Source organism: Winogradskyella tangerina (genome assembly GCF_003260205.1).
GTDB lineage: Bacteria > Bacteroidota > Bacteroidia > Flavobacteriales > Flavobacteriaceae > Winogradskyella > Winogradskyella tangerina.
Genome location: NZ_QERF01000002.1, coordinates 100,020 through 118,724 on the forward strand (window position 1 = coordinate 100,020; position 18,705 = coordinate 118,724).

Consider the following 18,705-nt stretch of genomic DNA (forward strand, 5'->3'; position numbering starts at 1 on the left):
TTTTGTTTTTCATAACTATCTCAAATATAAGGATTTAAAGCCATAATTGCTATAACATTAACAGTCTGTTAGAAGTTTAAATGATGACTTAATTGAATGCCTAAGCGTTTTTTATTCAGGAAGTTGTTGGTCAACCTTTTGCTCTACCCTTTCCCATAAATAATCTGAAGTCAATCTGAAACTTCCCAAATACACGAAATTGCAACTGTTAGGATCGATGATCGATAAGAAGGGTTCTTCCTTTTCATTGTTATATAAATGATAGGTTTCTCCTATGATGGGTTCAAAAGTAAATTTGGCATTAGTCACCAATTCGTTGTACTCCAAAACTTGTAGTAATTCTTCATACTCGGCTTTAATAGCTTCGTATTTAGCTTTAAGGTGCTTATTGGCCTTGTAGATCTGTGAGCTTTTCCAACTGCCGTTATTTGGTAACTTAATTTGAGGTGCACCAACATTTGTAGCATACGGTCTAAACGCGGCACCATAGCGTTGCTTATCCTCATCATATACTACCAGATCTGGTCGTTTTTTCTTTTGTTCTTTATTCTTTTCCATAAATATTGCGGTGCAAAAATACGTATTTTTGCAGTGTTAATAGTCTTAAAGAATCGCTAAAGTGAATGCACTTAATGTTTATGGTGAACCTCTAATGGCCTGCTGTACAGACCCAATGACTGGTTATTTCAGGGATGGGTTTTGTAGAACTATGCCACAAGATACGGGTACGCACGTTGTTTGTGCTCAGGTGACTGAATCTTTCTTAGCCTATACCAAATTACGTGGTAATGACCTTTCAACTCCAATTCCACAATGGCAATTTCCTGGGCTTCGTCCTGGCGATAAATGGTGTTTGTGCATATCGCGATGGTTAGAAGCCGAAAAAGCTGGCGTAGCGCCTAAAATTGATTTAAAAGCGACACATATCAAGGCTCTGGAATTTACCAGTTTAGAGCTATTAGAGTCTTATGCCCTTTGAATTATAACTTCTTTAAGGCTTCAATTTTTTGTTTAGCTGATCTTGCCATCATGCCTTTTGGTTCGAGGTCGATGATTTTTTGATATGAAGCTATGGCGTTTTCAAACTGTTCGAGATCTTTCTGAACATTCGCTAAGCTAAACCACGTTCCTGTTGAATCTGGATACAATTCAGACATTAATTTGAAAATAAATAGAGCCCCTTGTAGATTGCCTTGGTCCTTCACGCGGTTTCCGGCATTGCTGAATTCTTCTTTGAAATCGTAATATCTGTATTTTGGATCTTTTGCAATCTTAAACGCATCGCTCTTCAGAGTTTCTAGATCGCCCGTCATAAATAACTGCGTTAGATGTTGCATGGGGTCTAAAATAAAGCCATCGTCCTTAAAATTCATGGCAGCTTCCAACACAGGATCGGCATTAGTTATATACTCTTCATAGCTCATATCAACAGCAATATGCGGCAATGTAGCGTCTCTGTTTTCCCACTGAGGTTTATCTTGCCACCAAGCAAAAGATAGATAAGCATTTAAACCACTATTTGGTAAACGAACTGGCCTGTTATCTCCATAAAAATTAACGTTTTCAGCTGTAGGTTCTCCAACCAGGATTGCTTCTGTATAAGTTGTGATTTCATTAGTCAAATTCTGGCAAGCAGAAAAGGTATCTCTACCGATAATAAAGAAGAATTTTCCTTTTGAATTGATCTCAGGTCGTGCTAAAAGTCCTTTGATCAAATTGAGGTTGTTGTAATTATTTCCACCACCATTCAAACGGACATCATAAACAAGCTTTTCAACGTCGTTAGTGTCAATAAAGTCGAAAAGACGTTTGTAAAATTCTTTCAAACTTTCTGACTCGTGATCAAAAACTGAGCTTTGTCTAACGTAAACCGTTTTATCATTTTCTAAGTATTCAAAATAATAGAACTTTTCAGCTAAATACTTTAGATAATAAGGTGTGGTTGAAATATCTCTTGCTGTTAACCAGTTTTCGGTCGGCACCGTAAAATTGAAGGATCGTGGCTTTTCTTCTCTTGGAATAGTTGGGAAATCGTAAGTGAATGTTTCACCATCTTTTTCTAAAGTCCAGCTTACTGTCGTCGTCATTTCAGGAATAATTCTCTGAGCATGAAGTACTTCAGGAGATAATAAAAATCGCATACCATAAGCCTTAAAATAGCTGTCATTTTCTACCGGAACCACTGGCCGAACAAGCTCTAAAGCCTTTTCAATAGGCGTTTCTCCAATCTTAATCACTTTAGCGCCGAGGGCTTTCTGGTGGTCTTTATGCACACCTTCTATGTACAATCCATCGTTGAATAAAAACAGATTAATAGGAAAGATGCCCGACTTCGTTAAATAGCTATATGGAAATTGAGTATGACCATATTCGAACAGTGCCACTAATCGCGACAACCCAACACGGATTTCATGATCTTCTAAATTGGGTGCCTCATTGTATAATGCTTCTACAACTTCATCAAATTTTTCAGCGCTTACTTTTTTAAATAAAAAGGGATAATCTTTATGAACCGTAGTTTGCAAATAGCGGATATCTTCTTGCCACTTGGCAGTATCCATGGTTGATTGACTGATTCCAGAAAATCCTAAAAATAGGCTGATGATGATGAATGCTTTTTTCATTTTGATTGATTTCTTATGATATACACTAAAGGTCTGAAAGTTTCAGAAACTATCGACAAATTAATGACCCGATTGTTATTTTCTGTATCTGAACTGTTAAATTATAACAAATAAAACCCTACACAAAAATGAAATAGTAAAAAGCGAATAAGAATGCGAAGGCAATACTCAGTGTGAAAAAGACGATGGATTTATTAACGTTTATAAATTTCCCGTTAATGATTTTGCTCTCAACGTGAATTTGCTCAGCTAAGGCTTCATACATTTCATCTTCAGAACCACAGACTTTAGTGAGTTCTTTGACGTAATCTTCAACGGTATCGAATTTATTGACGGCATCTTTAAAGAAAAAAACGTTGGTCTTGTACTTGAGTTCCATTACTGGTTTAAAGCAAATAAAGCAGAAGATGATGGAAATAATCACAGAAATAATCCATAAAACCGTAATTACAAGTAGGACTTTATTTTCTAGTATAATTGATCTAAAATCATTTAGCCGATCAACAAAAAGACCTAAAATAAGACTGTGAAAAGAAAACACGACACCAGCCTTAAGCTCGGAGTTTTTAATCAATTTTTCTAAGCGTTCTAATTGTTCCCAATAATTGTTAGGATCTTGAGCCATAGGTTTAATTATTTACAAAGTACATATTGAGTTCACCTCTATTCTTTACTGCCAATTTACCTCTAAATTCGCAATCAAAGTCGTCTTTTATCAAATTATAAGTGTCTTCTGAAATATTTATGCGTCCTGGTTGAGAGTTACTTTCCATCCGCGCAGCAACATTTACTGTATCTCCCCAAATATCATAAGCGAATTTTTTAGAACCGACAACACCCGCAACCACAGGCCCCGTGTTAATTCCAATTCGGATATCGAAGGTGGCATCCGTAATGGTGTCTTCTTTAGCTTTTGCTACAAAATCAATCATTTCCTGTGCAGCCAGTACCATGGTTTTAGCATGGTTGCCATCAACATCATTGAGTCCACCGGCTGCCATATACGCATCGCCAATTGTTTTGATCTTTTCTAGACCATGTCTTTCAATAATCCTATCGAACTCTGAAAAATAATGATCAACCGTTCGAACTAAAACTTCAGGTGAAAGATTTTCAGCGTATTTGGTAAAGCCTTTAAAGTCTGAAAAAAACACAGATACCGTGTTATATTTTTTAGCTTCTACTCTACCCTTTTCCTTTAATTCTTGGGCGGTCTCTTCAGGTAAAATATTCAAAAGTAAATTATCAGAGCGTTCTTTCTCGAGAGCGATGACCTTGTTGGTTTTCTTAACAAATTTATTCTGTTTGAATAGACTGTAAGCAAGAATTCCAATAAGCAACAGAACACCCGCAATCGACCAAAGAATAATACGTTGGGTTTTTCGTTTTTGAGTCTCAGCCTCTAACTCAGCATTACTTTTACCTACCTCGAGGTTAGCCATTTTCTGAACATTTTCAAGATTGAGAATGCTGTCTTGATAGATATCATGGGTGATGTAACTATCGAGGGCTTTTTCGTAATCCCCAGAATTTCGCATTAATTCAAATAACTGTAAATAGGCATTACTGATCTGATCTTTCAGATTATACTTTTCAGATAATTCAATACTTCTATTTGTATACGCCAAGGCAGTATCAAAATCATTTTGTTCTTGGTAAAGATCCGACATGTAATTCAAGAACTCAGAAATTGCATAATAATCTTCATTTTCTTCAAGGATAGTGATGGCTTCATTCATGTTTTTTATTGCCAATTCATCCTTACCTTGTTTGGCATATACCATTCCTGTATTGCCAATGTTGTAAGCCTTACCGATCTGAAAATCTAACAGTTCGAAAATCTCCCCAGATTCTGCGAAATTATGTAAGGCTTTATCATATTGTTCTGTTTTATAATATTCGTCGCCAGCGTTAAGGAGTGCCGTAGCCAGATTTAGCGAATCTTCAGCTACTTTTAGTGATTCTCTCAATTCTGCAATCGCCTGATCGTAATATTTTTCAGCAGAAGCAGAATTACCGATCATGGAATAGGTATCGGCAATTGAAACTAAAATGTTTTTAATGTTGTTATTTTTATTTTGCTTTTTTGCCCATTCAAGACATTCGAAATAGGCACTTAACGCTTCATGGTATTCTCCTTGAAGTTGAAGAGCATTACCCTTTTGTAAGTATCCGATTTTAATGAAGTTGATGTAATTGAGTTTTTTCGCTTCATTAATTAGTAAATCAGAATAATGAATTTTTTCGTCAGGGTTAGTTTCATTCATGGCAATACCAGCCAGGATATGGAAATCATCTGCGCTGGTATTGTCACTTAATAAAGTCTTTAAACTATCAACTTGCTTTTGACTGTAAGGAATATCTTCATAGTCATTCTCTTGGCAAAAGAGTGAAAAGCTGACAAAATAAAGAATGAAAACTAGGTATTTCACCACGATAAACTTCTAACTACTTGGTTTACGGATTTGAAGTTTCGGATCTAGCGTATAAACTTGCTTACCACCATTAATAGTAAACTTTATGTAATACTGAAATTCTAATGTTCCTGTACCATTTTCGTTACTTACTGTAGTAGCTTCCCAATCTTCACTACCATCTTCCTTTTGTTTTGGTCCGTCTGAAAAATAGTCACCAGCGTTATCTGGTGCAATTTTTGTCATGTGAATGCTATCGACACCATCCGTAGATTGCGCATGCCAAACAATTGATGCTTGTCCGGTTACTTTAGTATCAAAAGTTGTTGAGTCTCCTTTTTTATCTTCTTTATCACCAAGATTATCAACGAGATTAACATAGTTTTTTACGGTGTCTTTACTTGGGTCTAATGTCGTAGAATCATTAGTGATGCCTTGTGCATCTACAATTACTGTGATGGTGACATCTGGATTTTTTTCTTCCATTATAATGAGTTTTTAAGATTTGTTTTTAATTATTAAGACGAAGGTTTTCTTATTTGAAGTTTTGGATCGATAGTAAAAAGAGCATCACCTCGATAGCCACTATCGAAGGTAATTGTATACTTAGCCATCAAATTATGGTCTGTACGATTACTTCCTAAAAGAGCTACCCACGATCCGTCACCTACATCATAAGGTGGTTTTTCAAAAAAACCTTCAGGAACATTCTCGAAGGTAATGTCTGTAATAAGAGCGAGATGACCTCTGGCACTATTATCTGTGATACCCCAGCTCACCAAGGTGTTTTCATCAGCAATACTATCGAATGTAGTTTTATCTATAGGATTATCGTAGCCATCACCTGGCACATTATCACTAAATTCCACATATTTCAGAAAATTAGCACGATCAGAGTGCATTTTCTCAGCGTTTATTTCGATTCTTACATCAACGGATTGATTTTCCATAATAAAAATTGATTTTTAGGATGAAGGTTTTCTTATTTGCAATTTTGGATCTTGCGTATGTTGCTTACCATTAACAGTATAGGTTATTGTGTATTCTACGATAAGACTATCGAAGGAAATATCTTTTCTTAACTCGGCAGACCAATTTTTTGTTCCGTTATTCATTAATGAGGGTTTTGATTTAAATATTGGCGCTATTACACCAATTTTACCAAGCCTCGTTTCTAACTGGGTAATTGCATCGATACTAGAAATATCAGAATATATATCAACTTTCCATATGATTGTATCGCCTTTGTTAAACGTCGTGGTTAAATTTTTGTCACCTCCGTCTGTATTCGATTGATGACCTTCATCATCGAGTATAGTTAGAGGTGTTGGTTTTTCCTTGGTTGCGAAAAGGGTTATTATATGTGTTGCCATAATTGTTAGTTTTGATTATCGAGATGATGGTTTTCTAATCTGAAGCTTAGGGTCTATTGTAAAGGCCCTTGGATCGAAAGGTATTGGTGCAACAATATTCCAGGCCTGAGCACCATAATTATTCATATAGGCAACTTCAGAACCTGAAAAGATTATCGGCCCAGCAGAATTATTACCTGAAATACCTTCAATATTGAAAGGCGCATTTAGAACCGATGTCCATGCTCTACTACCATAATTATTAATATAAGCCACCTGATTATCAGAATAACCAACAACACCTACACTATTATCTCCTGAGATGCCTTGGAGTAAAAAGGGCGCATCGGCAACAGGATGCCACTTGTTTTCACCATAATTATTCATAATTCGAACAGTACTACCAGAATAAATAATAGCACCTCGTGTGTTTTCACCAGCAATACCTTCAATATCAAATGGTGCCTCAGCTACCTCGTGCCATTTATTCTCTCCATAGTTGTTCATATAGGCGACACGGTTACCACCAAAAGCTATAACGCCATGATAGTTATCGCCTGCTATTCCGTCGATTTTAAATGGAGCCGGACTCAAAACATGCCAAATATTACTGGCATAATTATCCATATAGGCTACTCGATTTCCAGCATATACAATCATGCCTTTAGTGTTTTCACCTGCAATACCCTCAACATCGAATGGTGCATCAGAAACCACGTTCCAAACGTTTGTTCCATAATTGTTCATATAGGCACATTTTGCACCTACCGAAATTATGGCACCTGCCTGATTATTTCCGGCTAAACTTTCATATCCAGCTAGATTGAAAGTGATGCTATAACTCTCTTCATCCCCTTCATTTATTGAATTGTCATCTTTGATTTTAGCGGTATATCTATTGGCGCCATCACCTCTACGAATGTCTTCCATTAATAAAGAACCGCCATCTTTCTTAACGTTTTGAATTGCTATTGGGGTAATTCCATTTTTTGCAATAGCAGTCCATGTGACCAATTGATTTTTATACACTCCAGAAACGAAATCTTCTGGGTCACCTATTACACTTATTGGATCACCGAGGTCATCAGAAAATGCGACCATTTGACGTTTGTTGGACTCCGTAATGTTTTCTGTATCGATGGTAACAGTAACATTTGTATCCTTTGCTGTACTCATAATTATATTGATTTTTGGTTAATTGCTAAATTGTCAGGGTTCAGAGAATTATGATGTATAAGGAAATTTAGGCATTACTGATATTCAATAGAATGCCACTTTTGTAATTGAAGTAAATAGAATAATATCATATGTTAGTCAACAATTTTACATATGATAAGCAGGAAACGGTTAAACCGTTACATTGTAAATTAGGGATAACAAGAGAAAGGAAAATTTGTAGAAAGGGTGATTATAAAACTACATAATATTTTTCTTAAAAACTAATTGACACTTAATCCTCTGGTGGAAAGCCGTGAATTTCTTCAAACTTTTCATCAAAATTTGCTCTTAAATAAGAGTTCAGTTTCTTCTGATAATCGTCCTTTAACCATTTTAAAAAGTTGCCTGTACTTTTGCTAATACACTTTGCATAAATTTCAATTCGTTGATTGATATCATCCTTTAGGAGTTTAGCTAAAGCCAACGCATCATACACATCTTCGCTATTTTCGATACAGATTTTTGCGTGTTGTTCTATGGAACGTTCCAATACTACTTTTGAGGATTCACCGGCGTCGACCGCATCTTTATAGGTTTGTCTGATATCGAAGTAAGTCTCTTCAGATTTAGAAAACTCATCTTTGATCTCATCGGCAAGTTCATGCTTAAAATTCGCCTCAATTGCTTCATCGCTTTTAATACGATCAGCAAACCAATTTGGGGATTTAAATATCAACTGCCAGTCGAGATCAGCGCCCCAGGGTCCAAATCGGTATAAATTATTTCCTAGATCTATCACTTTGAAGGTGGACTTGTTATTCAAAATACGAGACCCGCGACCAATCATTTGATAATAAAGTGTCAATGACTTCGTAGCTCTATTCAGAATAATGGTATCTATAGTAGGTTCATCAAAGCCTGTTGTAAGAATACTTACTGAGGTTAATATAGCATCTGGTGTTTCGTGAAACCAATCGAGAATTTGACGACGTTGTTTTTTAGTGGCCGTATTATCTAAGTGCATAATTGGTAAACCTGCTTGTCTAAAAGCATAATAAACACTTATGGATGTGTTTATACCATTATTAAAGATCAAGGTTTTCTTACCCAAAGAATGTTTTTTGTAAGCATCAACAGTCTTTTGAAGCATCGCCGGACTCGTGTAAAGATCTTCAGATGATTTTACGGTATAATCGCCATTAGAGCCTACTTCGAGAGATGTTAATCCCATATCATAAGCATAGGTTTCACAGCTGGCTAGGAATTCATTTTCTATAAGATTTTCAATGGTTTCACCCGCAATCAATTCGTCATAATTATCCTTCATGGGTAGTTCTTTGTTTGAACTCAAAGGGGTTGCTGTAACTCCGAGAATAAATGACTTTTCAAAAAACTTAAATAGCTTCGTAAACGAATTGTAATGTGCCTCATCAATAATAACCAAACCGACATCAGAAATATCGAGCATATTGTCGTTCAAACGGTTATTTAGAGTTTCAACCATGGCCACAAAACACGAATAATTTGATTGATCATCTAAATTGGCTTTACTATAAACCACCTTATTAGTAACCCCAAAGCTTGTAAGCATTTCAGAGGTTTGCCTACAAAGCTCAATACGGTGGGTCATGACCAAAACTTTCTTATTGTGATTTTTCAAGTATTGTCTAACCATTTCAGAAAAAATAACGGTCTTACCTCCTCCTGTTGGTAATTGATAAAGTAAATGGTAATCTTCAGGAGCATTATCAAACTTATCAAAGATCTGACTAATTGCACCTTGTTGATACTCATATAATTCCTTATCTGTTTTCTTTTCTTGAATAGCTTGCTGATTCTGCGACATATAAATACTTGTAAAATTTAAGTTGCAAAATTAAGTTATTTTAAGAGATGTTAAAGGCATTTGTGGTTAACAATATTTGTTTTAATTTCGCGTTCATTCAGTCAAAAGTTAATTGAATTAATGAGAACCCTAACCCTCTGCCTCACATTTCTAATGTTTTGCTGTTTTGCTTCTGCGCAAAATGATAGTCTGTCTCAGAAAATTACGATTAAACTCCCATCAACCCTTGAAAAAGCAGCCTTAGTCAACGAAATTGAAATTCCTATTCAATCACATTCAGAAACTCAAAGTGTTGATATCAAAGGGGAGTTTTGGGATACGACCGTTTATAATCCCTATAAAAATACAATTACCGAATTTCCTTTAAATATAAAGTTTGAAGACAGCACCTACGCTTCCCCAATTTCTCGAAAAAAAATCATCACATCGCGCTATGGATGGCGAAGAGGACGACCACATAAAGGTATTGATATTGATTTGATCACAGGAGATTCTGTAGTAAGTATGCTTGATGGTGTGGTACGTTTTGCACGCTATAGCCGAGGCCATGGAAGAACTGTAGTTGTGCGTCATTACAATGGTCTAGAAACCACTTACGCACACTTATCAAAAATTGGTGTGAAGGTCAATGACACCGTTGCCAAAGGGCAGTACATTGGAAAAGGCGGTAATACGGGTAATTCTCGTGGTAGTCATTTACATTTGGTAACGACTTATAAAGGCGAAGATATTCATCCTGAATACCTATTCAATTTTGATGAGACCAACACCATGAGATCTAAAGATATTTGGGTTACACGTAAATGGACTAGACCAAGTTATCACAGCTCGAGACGCTTATCTAAGCTGGCACTTTATGAAACTAAAGAAGAAGCTCTAGCCAGTTTAGAAAAACAACGCAAAGTATATGTAGTTCGAAAGGGTGATACACTTTCACGAATATCTCAACGCAATAACACGACGATTACGGCCATTTGCAGAACGAATAAAATAAAACGTAATTCTACACTTAGGATTGGTCAGAAATTGATTTTGGAATTATAATTTTCGAATAGGAACGTAAAAATCCTCCTCAGAATCGGGACTCCCGTTTTTATACTTTTCACCCATCACCTGAAAATGAGGTCTGTTATCTATTACATATCCCGATGAAGGCAACCACTCCGTAGTGATGTATTGATAAGTTTTACCTGCATCCATGCCCTTATGCAAGAAAACTGCATACAAGCCTTCAGGAATGATGAACGAATTCATTTTATCAGGAACATGACGCTCATCAGAAACTTCTACTGCCGCCCAAATGTCGAAAGGTTCTTCAACATTATTTGAGTCATTATACTCTTGAAGAGCTATAAATTCACGGTTTATTGCATTTGTAATTTCCTGTCTTCTGGGCATAAATTGTTTCCAGAGCGAAACAATCTTTTGAAACTCACCATGCTTCATTCGACTTTTCATACCGATGACCAACTTTTGATCAATGTCAACGATTTTTGGTGATTTCATTATATTCTATTTAAATATATTCAGAAGTGAGATTATCGACCTTAAGGCCATCTTCCAAGCTCATAATTACACCTTGTGCCGCACGTTCACCAGAGATCATTGCTGCGTTTAATGAGCCATTGAGTAAATAATCGCCAGCCAAATAAATGGTTGGTTTTAATTGCGACTCGGTTGGTGAAATATCATATTGTAAAAACTCTACATCTGGCAAAGCTCTAGGAATATGATAGCATTTTATGAATCTAGAGGTCTGAATATTGCAATACTTTAAAAGGTCCTCCTCCACTTTCTTTATCAGTTGCTCCTCACTTAAGTTATGGTCTTTAACTACAGTTACTGAGAGTAGTTCTTTGTTTCCTTTATTGGTAGTCGATACACTATTATGAAAGAAAACATTATTGATCAAGGCTGAATCGTCAGCAATTAAGCCAATGACTGGCTTGTTAATCGTTCTACTATCCACTTCAAAATATAGATTGTAGCACGATTTCCAGGCATGGCTTTGATCTTTTAAATTACCAACAAGATCATTGGCCATGGTTGCAATTATGGTAAAATGCGTATCGATCTTTTCTCCTGAGTCTAAAACAATATTAGTATCATTAACCTGACGAACCATTTTTTCAAATTCGAATTTAGTATGCTTCAAACTGTCTTTAAGTTGTTCGGAGATTGCCGATATACCATCTTTGGGAATCATTGCCAAACCTTCGCCGAACATTTTATATACAAATTCGAACATACGACTCGAGGTCTTTAGGTCTGGTTCAAGAAAAATTCCAGAGAAAAAAGGCTTAAAAAACGTATTAATGATTTTGTCTGAAAATCCGGTATCCTTTAAATAGTCTAGGGTTGATTTTGAATCAGATTCGAAAATTTCCTCAATAGACTTTCGTTTTAAATGCGTATTGAGTTTTAAGATTCTAATTTTGTCGATCAACGAACCAACATTAGCTGTCAACGTTGGAATTGTAAGACTTAAAGCTCTAAATGGATCACCGATTAAATGTGACTTTCCATCTTTGAAAATTAAAGCTCCAGGAAGAAATTTTTGAAGATCTAATTTAGAATAATCTAAGTGCTTTTGGGCATAAGGATATGCTTCTAATAACACCTGAAATCCGTGATCTAGCTGATATCCGTCGATGATATCAGTCTTTACTCTTCCTCCTACACTATTGGTTGCTTCTATGATAATTGGGTGATAGCCGTTTTCTTCTAAAGTTTTTGCAGCAATCAACCCACTTATTCCAGCACCTACGATATGAATTTTATAATCTTCTCGATTCATTGAATTAAGCACTTATGTCGAGTGATTAAAGCTTTGAGATTTTTCCAACTTGAGTGATTTTTCCTAATGGTCCATCCATCTTAATAAATGCCTTCCCATTAGGTTTTAGATCAATAATGATATTCTGACCACTAAGAACAAATTTAATAGTAATCTCCTGTTTTGAATCATTAAAATTCACCTTGTAATCAGACAATTCATCATTATAGGTAATTACTCGTCTTTCTGAAGACAGAGCATGAAACGTACCCTCAACAGCCTTACCATCTATTTTCATGAAGTTATTGGAACTAACGAGCTCTTCACGATTTCTTCCTTCAAAAACCCAATCACCATTAAATTGGTAAATGTTAGAATTTATGATGGTTTTATTCTTTTCATACAGAGAATCGAATTTCTCCGTTTGAGCCGAGCTCATAGTCGGGATCGCAAAACTTAACAATAAGGCAAAAACTAATAACTTTTTCATGCTGATTATTTTGGGTCTAAGATAGTATTAATTCTCTCAATACAGTCTCTATAATGGTATTTTGTATCTGTATTTACTGCCGATTTTGAAGCCGAATTTAAAACACGCTTTAATTGATTCAACTCACCTCTTACAATAGCTCTCACATCAGACTGGTTAACATTATAGTATTGTCGCGTGCGTGATGGATTGAGACTTTCGGTCATTAAATAAGCCATACGGTCGATGTATGCGCGTTGTAAATTTCTTCGGAAAACATTTACATTCGATGCTGTAGTCGTTTCAGACCAAATACCTAAACGCAAATCCTTAAGCATATCTAAGGCTGAATAGTTTTTACTATCCATGGCTTTATGATCGATCAGTCTTCCTAAGCGCTCAAAATTCATGAGGTTATTTAAATGACGAGATTGAAGACTTCTAATACGATCGGTATAACCAGCGTAATTAATATTTTTCAGAATGTCTTTGTCCATTAACCAATTTGGAGTTGCGAAAGCATTTTTATGTAGCCATGCTATTGCCGCTTTTTGGTAGGCCTTGTCAACCGGATTGTAGACTGTACCTTCTTGCGATGGGTTTTTACTATCTTCAACAACACCGCCGACATGTGTTACAACATGACCAACATAACGACTCCAAACGCCTAGTAATTCGCCATATAATTCTGCTAGATCACTGTAGTTATCGGTTTTATCGCTTGTCCAACTAGGTAAATTTTCAGCAACAATTTTAAGATTTTTTAAGCCGTAGGTACTCGCTAGAATACTATTATTACCAATATCTTCGGTCTGTGCAGTTGGATCAAAACGGCTACTCTGCTTTCCAAATTTATACATCGGATCACCTGCCTTTTCCATGATCCAGCCATTTAGAGTTTCTTTTTCATCATCTGCAGATTTAGCATCTGGGATAAAACGATATCCATAATTAATGGCATAATCATCATAAGGTCCTAATTGACGTATAAATCTGATATTTTCATCACCAGGCTGCGCAATATAATTGTAACGTGCATAATCCATTATAGTGGTGGCTATACCCATTTTCTGAGTAAATGCGCCATCTCGATAACTTTCAACATCATAGGCATAACTGGCGCTCATATTATGCGGTAAACCAAGCGTATGACCAACTTCATGAGCAATCACCATTTTCATCATTTCCCCTATTTCTTCATCTGGAGTGTTAAGCGTTCTTGCCGAAGGATTTGCAGCCCCTGTTTCTAGCAAGTATCTATTACGATACGATCTTAAGTGGTTATGATACCAAATAATATCACTTTCAATAATTTCACCACTTCTAGGGTCTGAGACACTCGGACCTGTAGCATTTCTAGTTGTACTGGCGACATATCGAACTACAGAATATCTGATATCCTCTGGACTAAACTCAGGATCTTCTTCCTTAGTTGGTGGATCTTTTGCAATGATGGCATTTTTAAATCCGGCCGCTTCAAAGGCTTTCTGCCAGAGTTCAATACCTTCTTTCATGTATGATCTAAACTTCATTGGAGTTGCAGGGTCCAAATAGTAAACGATTGGTTTAATAGGTTCAACCAATTCACCACGTTTATAGGCTTCTATATCTTTTGGAATCAATTTCCAACGGCGAATATATGTTTTGCGATCTGCTTTGAGTTCATCACTGCCATAATCGTACTGACTTAAAGTAAACCAACCTACTCTATCATCGAAATAACGCGGTTGCATAGGTTCTTCCGGCAACAGAATCATCGATTGATTCATCTGAACACTTATCGTTTCGTCACCACTATTGTTTGGTGGTTCGGCAGCATTATATGTGAAATCCTGAATGACTTCAATATTTTTCGGATAACTTCTAACTGAATTGATAAAGCTTCTTGACTTATCTAAATTCCTAACTTTATATTGTCTTCTAAAAAAAGCTGGCATACCACTTAAGGCCTTCACATCTGAACTGTAAAAATTCGTTACGTCTATGACAACGTTCAGGGAATCTTTTGAATAGGCAGCAATATCAAACGCATATAAAGTAGGTTCGTAGTTATTAGATCTTACGGACACATTGATTGGAAGACTATCGGCTGCCACGGCACTCGATGATTTTTCCTTTATCAAAATTTTATCTTTAAAGCGTTCCCAATTAATCATTCGTGTATTGGTCTTCGTTCCTGCATTGACGTAACCACCACCTAAATTTGCTGGTAATTTCGCTATTCTACTTACCAATAACATGTCTGTATTTAAATACTCAATGGGGATCTCATAATAGTATTTTTCACCAACTAAATGCACATCAAAAAGACCTACATCAGTTTTGGCGTCTGATGTGATCACTTCATTGTAATCTTTGATTTTTCCTTTCTTTTTCTTCGGTGCTGCTGGTGTAGTTTGTTCTTTTTTAGCGTCTTTTTTCTTCTTTCTTCTCGATTGAGCATCTGTTGTATTAACAGAAAAAATTAAACATAAAATGAGCAGTAATGAGAATTGTTTTTTCATGTCAGTTAATAGATATGTTTTTGGATGATTTATTTGAAAAAATTTCGATTGGATAAAGATAATTAATTGAAATCATGTTGAGGTCGATTTCTTAAATCCTGTTAAAAATCTATGGTTATTCTTGATTTCTAAAGTATTTTTGCAAAAACTTTCTATGTCAACATTATTAACGACATTTCGAATTGTAGCCTTTTTAGAAGGTACATCGTATATCCTTCTTTTGTTTATTGCTACACCGTTAAAATATTTTGCTGACGATCCACAATATGTAGGGATGCTTGGCATGCCTCACGGGGTTTTATTCTTAGCTTATATAGCAATGGCGATATTTATCAGTAAGGACATGAAATGGTCTAATAAAACGCTATGGACCGTTTTAATTGCTGGTATTATTCCCTTTGGAACATTTTATGTTGATAAAAAATATTTAAAGAACGCCCATGCATAATTTAAGACATACGATTTATGATTGGTTGATCGAAAATGGCATTGCTGCAGACACTGCAAAATACCTGAATATGATCATACTTTTGGTCGGGTTATTGCTCATTGCATTTATTGTAGACTATGTCACTAAACGTCTACTCTGGAAATTTTCTTCAAGTTTAGCTAAGCGCACAAAAACTAATTTTGACGATATCCTGATCAAGAATAAGCTACCGAGAAATATTGCGCATATTATTCCGCTAATGTTGCTTATTGAATTTGTGCCTGATGTGTTTTCCGACTTTCCATACATCGAAAATATCATCGAAAAGACCTTAAAGGTTATTGCCATATTGCTGACGCTTCGCATTGTGAAGAATTTCTTGTATTCGGTGCGAGATTACTTGAAAACCTTACCACAATATAAAGACAAACCTCTGTACAGCTATATTCAGGTATTTATGATCTTCCTGTGGTTACTGGCTATTTTTTCAATATTTGCTATAATTACCAGCATAACCTTTTGGGAATTCATAACGAGTCTTGGTGCCGCATCAGCAATAATTTTGTTAGTATTTAAGGATAGTATTCTTGGATTTGTAGCGAGTATACAGGTTACCGTAAACGATATGGTACGTATTGGCGACTGGATTACTTTCGAAAAATATGGCGCTGATGGTGATGTTGTTGAAATTACTCTAGCAACTGTTAAAGTGCAGAATTGGGATAAAACCATTACAACCATTCCTACCTATGCACTTATTTCGGATTCTTTCAAGAATTGGAGAGGAATGATGAATTCTGGAGGCAGACGTATTAAGCGTTCAGTGATCATAAAAACTTCTACAATTAAATTTCTTACGGATGAAGATATAGAACGTTTCAAAAAAATTGAACTCGTTACAAATTATATGAATAACGCTTCTGAAATTATTAAGAAGCATAACGCTGAACGTGGTATAGATAAATCAGTTTTAATAAATGGTAGAAATCTGACCAATTTTGGTGTATTTAGAAAATATCTTCAAACCTACATGGATAATCATTCGGCGATTAATAAGGATATGACCTTAATGGTTAGACAGCTAGAGCCTACACCACAAGGAATACCTATGGAAATCTATGCGTTTAGTAGCGATATCAGGTGGCAGAATTATGAATTTATAATGGCAGATATTTTTGATCATGTACTTGCATCAGTAAAGTTCTTTGATCTTGAAATTTACGAATTGGCAGTTGCCACAACTGACTAATCCTTTTTATTTAACCGGTCGCTAACGTATTCTACTTTAGTTTTGCCATGAGGCTTAGGTTGCCCGTCTTCACCAAGATTTACCATTGTAATGTTATCAACGGTTAGTATGGTTTCGCGAGTCATTTTATTTCTGGCCTTACATTTCATGGTCATAGATGTCTTGCCAAATTTTATAACTTCAATACCAATTTCTACAATGTCACCTTGTTTCGCTGATGCCATGAAGTTAATTTCAGAAATGAACTTGGTTACCACTCTAGGGTTTTCAAGCTGAATAATAGTATAAAGTGCTACTTCTTCATCGATCCAAGCCAATAACTCACCTCCAAAAAGAGTACCATTAGGATTCAGGTCTTCGGGTTTTACCCATTTACGTGTATGAAATCTCATTTAAAATAATTTCTGTTGTTGCTCTGCGTTGGGTATTTTCAAATTCATACCCAATTCAGAATTTAATTGTTCTATAAAATAGTTTGAAAGCATTGGCTTGTCCTTTTGAACATCTTCATGAATAAAGAAGTTAACATGATGTATTCCGTAAGATTTCCATAGTGCAAGTCGCTCAACCCATTCATCTAATCTTTTGAAATCGCTTTGATGATTAGTCGCTACGTAGCGCACAAATACTCTAGAATTGGTGAGCCGCATGTGCATGATATCTCGTCTTCCAGGACTATCAACAATAACGTTCGATATGTTGTTCGCTTCTAAAAGTTGATACAAATCTTCAGAAATTGAATCATCACTAAACCAAGCTGTATGTCTAAATTCTGCAGCCAATGGAATTTCTTTTGGCCAGGACTTCATGAAATTCACCACACGGTCAAAATCCTTAGGCGCAAAATTTTCTGGCATCTGTAAAAAGATACATCCCAATTTTTCCTTTAGATTTATGGCGCTATAAAGAAAATTATAGACTACCGGAGCAACGTCTTCATTCAAACGTTTCCAATGACTAATCTCCTGATTTAATTTTGGGAAAAAACTAAAGTCTTGCGGTGTTTTATGATACCATTTTTCAAATTGCTCTGGTGGAAAAATTCTATAGAAAGTGGCATTAAGTTCTACTGCGTTAAACTGTCGCGAATAGTATTCTAGTTCATCTTTAATGCCTCTAGGATAAAATCCCTTTAAACTGGCTTTGTTCCAACTTGGGCAACCAATAAAAAATTGGGTAGTTTCAGAAGGATCAACTAGCAAGATTTCTTTTGTAGACGGATGATCTTCAGGTAATGTTAAATCAACAAGCTCTGGATGTTCTACTTTTCCGAATTTCACTAGATTTCTTTTACTCAAAGATAAGGTTAATAGGTCTGTTTTTCAATCTCGAATTAATGAAATGTTAATAACACCGTTAACAACATAATTACTGTTTTATCTTTGTGCCTTGGTTTATATTTAAATTTAATTCCAAGTTAATCCTAAATTCTTAACCATGGCTACACGTTCTGAGCAATTACTGGCAATTAGACCAGTAATATCTTCTGCAAAAATTTATGATTCTATGAGTCCTGACGAGTTATTTCAGAACAAAACACTTCGTCCTATAATTAAGATGCAACACGATCTTTTTATTGCTGTATTCAAAAATTATATTGGAAAACGAAAGAATGTATTCTACGAGCTAAGTCTAACCAAACAATTGGCCTATATTGATAATGCCATTCATAAAGACATGAAGTTCAGAAATTCTGTCAAAGGAATGATCATTGGGCAATTTACGGAGGAAGAATATACAATTTACATTCAAAATTCATCAGCACTGAATAAGCGTATGATGAATATTGTGAAGGAACGCCTACTTGATAGTATTCAGGCCTTTACAAATCCGCAGGTGCTTAAAGCCATGTAAACAATTTCAATCTATCAGTAGTTGAATTG

Annotated in this window: 20 protein-coding genes; 5 read left to right on the top strand and 15 right to left on the bottom strand. The window is 35.7% G+C overall.

Annotation, left to right across the window (positions count from 1 at the left end; genetic code table 11):
• Nucleotides 1-111 precede the first annotated feature (111 nt).
• The gene (locus tag DDY94_RS03150; protein WP_111682593.1) at nt 112-558 is read right to left on the bottom strand and encodes a DUF2452 domain-containing protein; all 447 of its coding nucleotides are present in this window, start codon (nt 556-558) and stop codon (nt 112-114) included.
• Nucleotides 559-619: 61 nt separating this feature from the next.
• Here DDY94_RS03150 and DDY94_RS03155 point away from each other — a divergent pair, with 61 nt between their 5' ends.
• Complete coding sequence (locus DDY94_RS03155) at nt 620-979, top strand: DUF2237 family protein (RefSeq protein WP_111682594.1); 360 nt, start codon at nt 620-622, stop codon at nt 977-979.
• Between the two features lies 1 nt (nt 980).
• Here DDY94_RS03155 and DDY94_RS03160 read toward each other — a convergent pair whose 3' ends face one another.
• The 8 genes from DDY94_RS03160 to DDY94_RS03195 all read right to left on the bottom strand — a co-directional run bounded on the left by DDY94_RS03160 (nt 981) and on the right by DDY94_RS03195 (nt 9,394).
• The gene (locus DDY94_RS03160; RefSeq protein WP_111682595.1) at nt 981-2,624 is read right to left on the bottom strand and encodes a S41 family peptidase; all 1,644 of its coding nucleotides are present in this window, start codon (nt 2,622-2,624) and stop codon (nt 981-983) included.
• 118 nt (nt 2,625-2,742) lie between these two features.
• Entirely contained in the window at nt 2,743-3,249 is a 507-nt protein-coding gene (locus DDY94_RS03165) for a Pycsar system effector family protein (protein WP_111682596.1), read from the bottom strand.
• A gap of 4 nt (nt 3,250-3,253) precedes the next feature.
• On the bottom strand, nt 3,254-5,056 hold the full coding sequence (locus DDY94_RS03170; RefSeq protein WP_232817809.1) for an adenylate/guanylate cyclase domain-containing protein: 1,803 nt from the start codon (nt 5,054-5,056) through the stop codon (nt 3,254-3,256).
• Nucleotides 5,057-5,068: 12 nt separating this feature from the next.
• Nucleotides 5,069-5,524 (bottom strand): hypothetical protein, encoded by a 456-nt coding sequence (locus tag DDY94_RS03175; protein ID WP_111682598.1) that lies wholly within the window; start codon nt 5,522-5,524, stop codon nt 5,069-5,071.
• Between the two features lie 32 nt (nt 5,525-5,556).
• Entirely contained in the window at nt 5,557-5,988 is a 432-nt protein-coding gene (locus tag DDY94_RS03180; RefSeq protein WP_111682599.1) for a hypothetical protein, read from the bottom strand.
• A 15-nt stretch (nt 5,989-6,003) separates the two neighbouring features.
• Entirely contained in the window at nt 6,004-6,411 is a 408-nt protein-coding gene (locus DDY94_RS03185; RefSeq protein ID WP_111682600.1) for a hypothetical protein, read from the bottom strand.
• A gap of 15 nt (nt 6,412-6,426) precedes the next feature.
• Nucleotides 6,427-7,566 carry a Kelch repeat-containing protein gene (locus tag DDY94_RS03190; RefSeq protein WP_111682601.1) on the bottom strand — a complete coding sequence of 380 codons (1,140 nt, stop codon included), beginning with the start codon at nt 7,564-7,566 and terminating at the stop codon, nt 6,427-6,429.
• Between the two features lie 274 nt (nt 7,567-7,840).
• Nucleotides 7,841-9,394: a DEAD/DEAH box helicase gene (locus DDY94_RS03195; protein ID WP_111682602.1), complete on the bottom strand. Its 1,554-nt coding sequence runs from the start codon at nt 9,392-9,394 to the stop codon at nt 7,841-7,843.
• Nucleotides 9,395-9,514: 120 nt separating this feature from the next.
• On the opposite strand from DDY94_RS03195, the gene DDY94_RS03200 reads away from it, so the two are divergent.
• Nucleotides 9,515-10,438 carry a M23 family metallopeptidase gene (locus DDY94_RS03200; protein WP_111683035.1) on the top strand — a complete coding sequence of 308 codons (924 nt, stop codon included), beginning with the start codon at nt 9,515-9,517 and terminating at the stop codon, nt 10,436-10,438.
• On the opposite strand, the gene DDY94_RS03205 is transcribed toward DDY94_RS03200, so the two are convergent.
• Genes DDY94_RS03205 through DDY94_RS03220 form a run of 4 tightly spaced genes read right to left on the bottom strand, consistent with a single transcriptional unit; the run spans nt 10,433 to nt 15,143 of the window.
• Entirely contained in the window at nt 10,433-10,900 is a 468-nt protein-coding gene (locus DDY94_RS03205; protein WP_111682603.1) for a GyrI-like domain-containing protein, read from the bottom strand. The genes DDY94_RS03200 and DDY94_RS03205 overlap by 6 nt on opposite strands.
• Before the next feature lie 10 nt (nt 10,901-10,910).
• Nucleotides 10,911-12,191: an FAD-dependent oxidoreductase gene (locus DDY94_RS03210; RefSeq protein WP_111682604.1), complete on the bottom strand. Its 1,281-nt coding sequence runs from the start codon at nt 12,189-12,191 to the stop codon at nt 10,911-10,913.
• Between the two features lie 25 nt (nt 12,192-12,216).
• Nucleotides 12,217-12,660 (bottom strand): hypothetical protein, encoded by a 444-nt coding sequence (locus tag DDY94_RS03215; protein WP_157957230.1) that lies wholly within the window; start codon nt 12,658-12,660, stop codon nt 12,217-12,219.
• Nucleotides 12,661-12,665: 5 nt separating this feature from the next.
• Complete coding sequence (locus tag DDY94_RS03220; RefSeq protein WP_111682606.1) at nt 12,666-15,143, bottom strand: zinc-dependent metalloprotease; 2,478 nt, start codon at nt 15,141-15,143, stop codon at nt 12,666-12,668.
• Nucleotides 15,144-15,297: 154 nt separating this feature from the next.
• Here DDY94_RS03220 and DDY94_RS03225 point away from each other — a divergent pair, with 154 nt between their 5' ends.
• Nucleotides 15,298-15,591, top strand: a complete 294-nt coding sequence (locus DDY94_RS03225; protein ID WP_111682607.1) for a DUF3817 domain-containing protein — start codon at nt 15,298-15,300, stop codon at nt 15,589-15,591.
• The gene (locus DDY94_RS03230) at nt 15,584-16,822 is read left to right on the top strand and encodes a mechanosensitive ion channel family protein (RefSeq protein WP_111682608.1); all 1,239 of its coding nucleotides are present in this window, start codon (nt 15,584-15,586) and stop codon (nt 16,820-16,822) included. The genes DDY94_RS03225 and DDY94_RS03230 overlap by 8 nt, the downstream gene beginning before the upstream one ends.
• Here the strand turns inward: DDY94_RS03230 and DDY94_RS03235 are convergent.
• Both DDY94_RS03235 and DDY94_RS03240 read right to left on the bottom strand, forming a co-directional pair.
• Complete coding sequence (locus DDY94_RS03235) at nt 16,819-17,214, bottom strand: acyl-CoA thioesterase (RefSeq protein WP_111682609.1); 396 nt, start codon at nt 17,212-17,214, stop codon at nt 16,819-16,821. The two genes, DDY94_RS03230 and DDY94_RS03235, sit on opposite strands and share 4 nt — an antisense overlap.
• Nucleotides 17,215-18,102, bottom strand: coding sequence for a DUF72 domain-containing protein (locus DDY94_RS03240; RefSeq protein ID WP_111682610.1), 888 nt, complete (start codon nt 18,100-18,102; stop codon nt 17,215-17,217).
• 157 nt (nt 18,103-18,259) lie between these two features.
• Between DDY94_RS03240 and DDY94_RS03245 the strand changes: the two genes are divergently transcribed.
• The gene (locus DDY94_RS03245; RefSeq protein ID WP_111682611.1) at nt 18,260-18,676 is read left to right on the top strand and encodes a glyoxalase; all 417 of its coding nucleotides are present in this window, start codon (nt 18,260-18,262) and stop codon (nt 18,674-18,676) included.
• Nucleotides 18,677-18,705 lie beyond the last annotated feature (29 nt).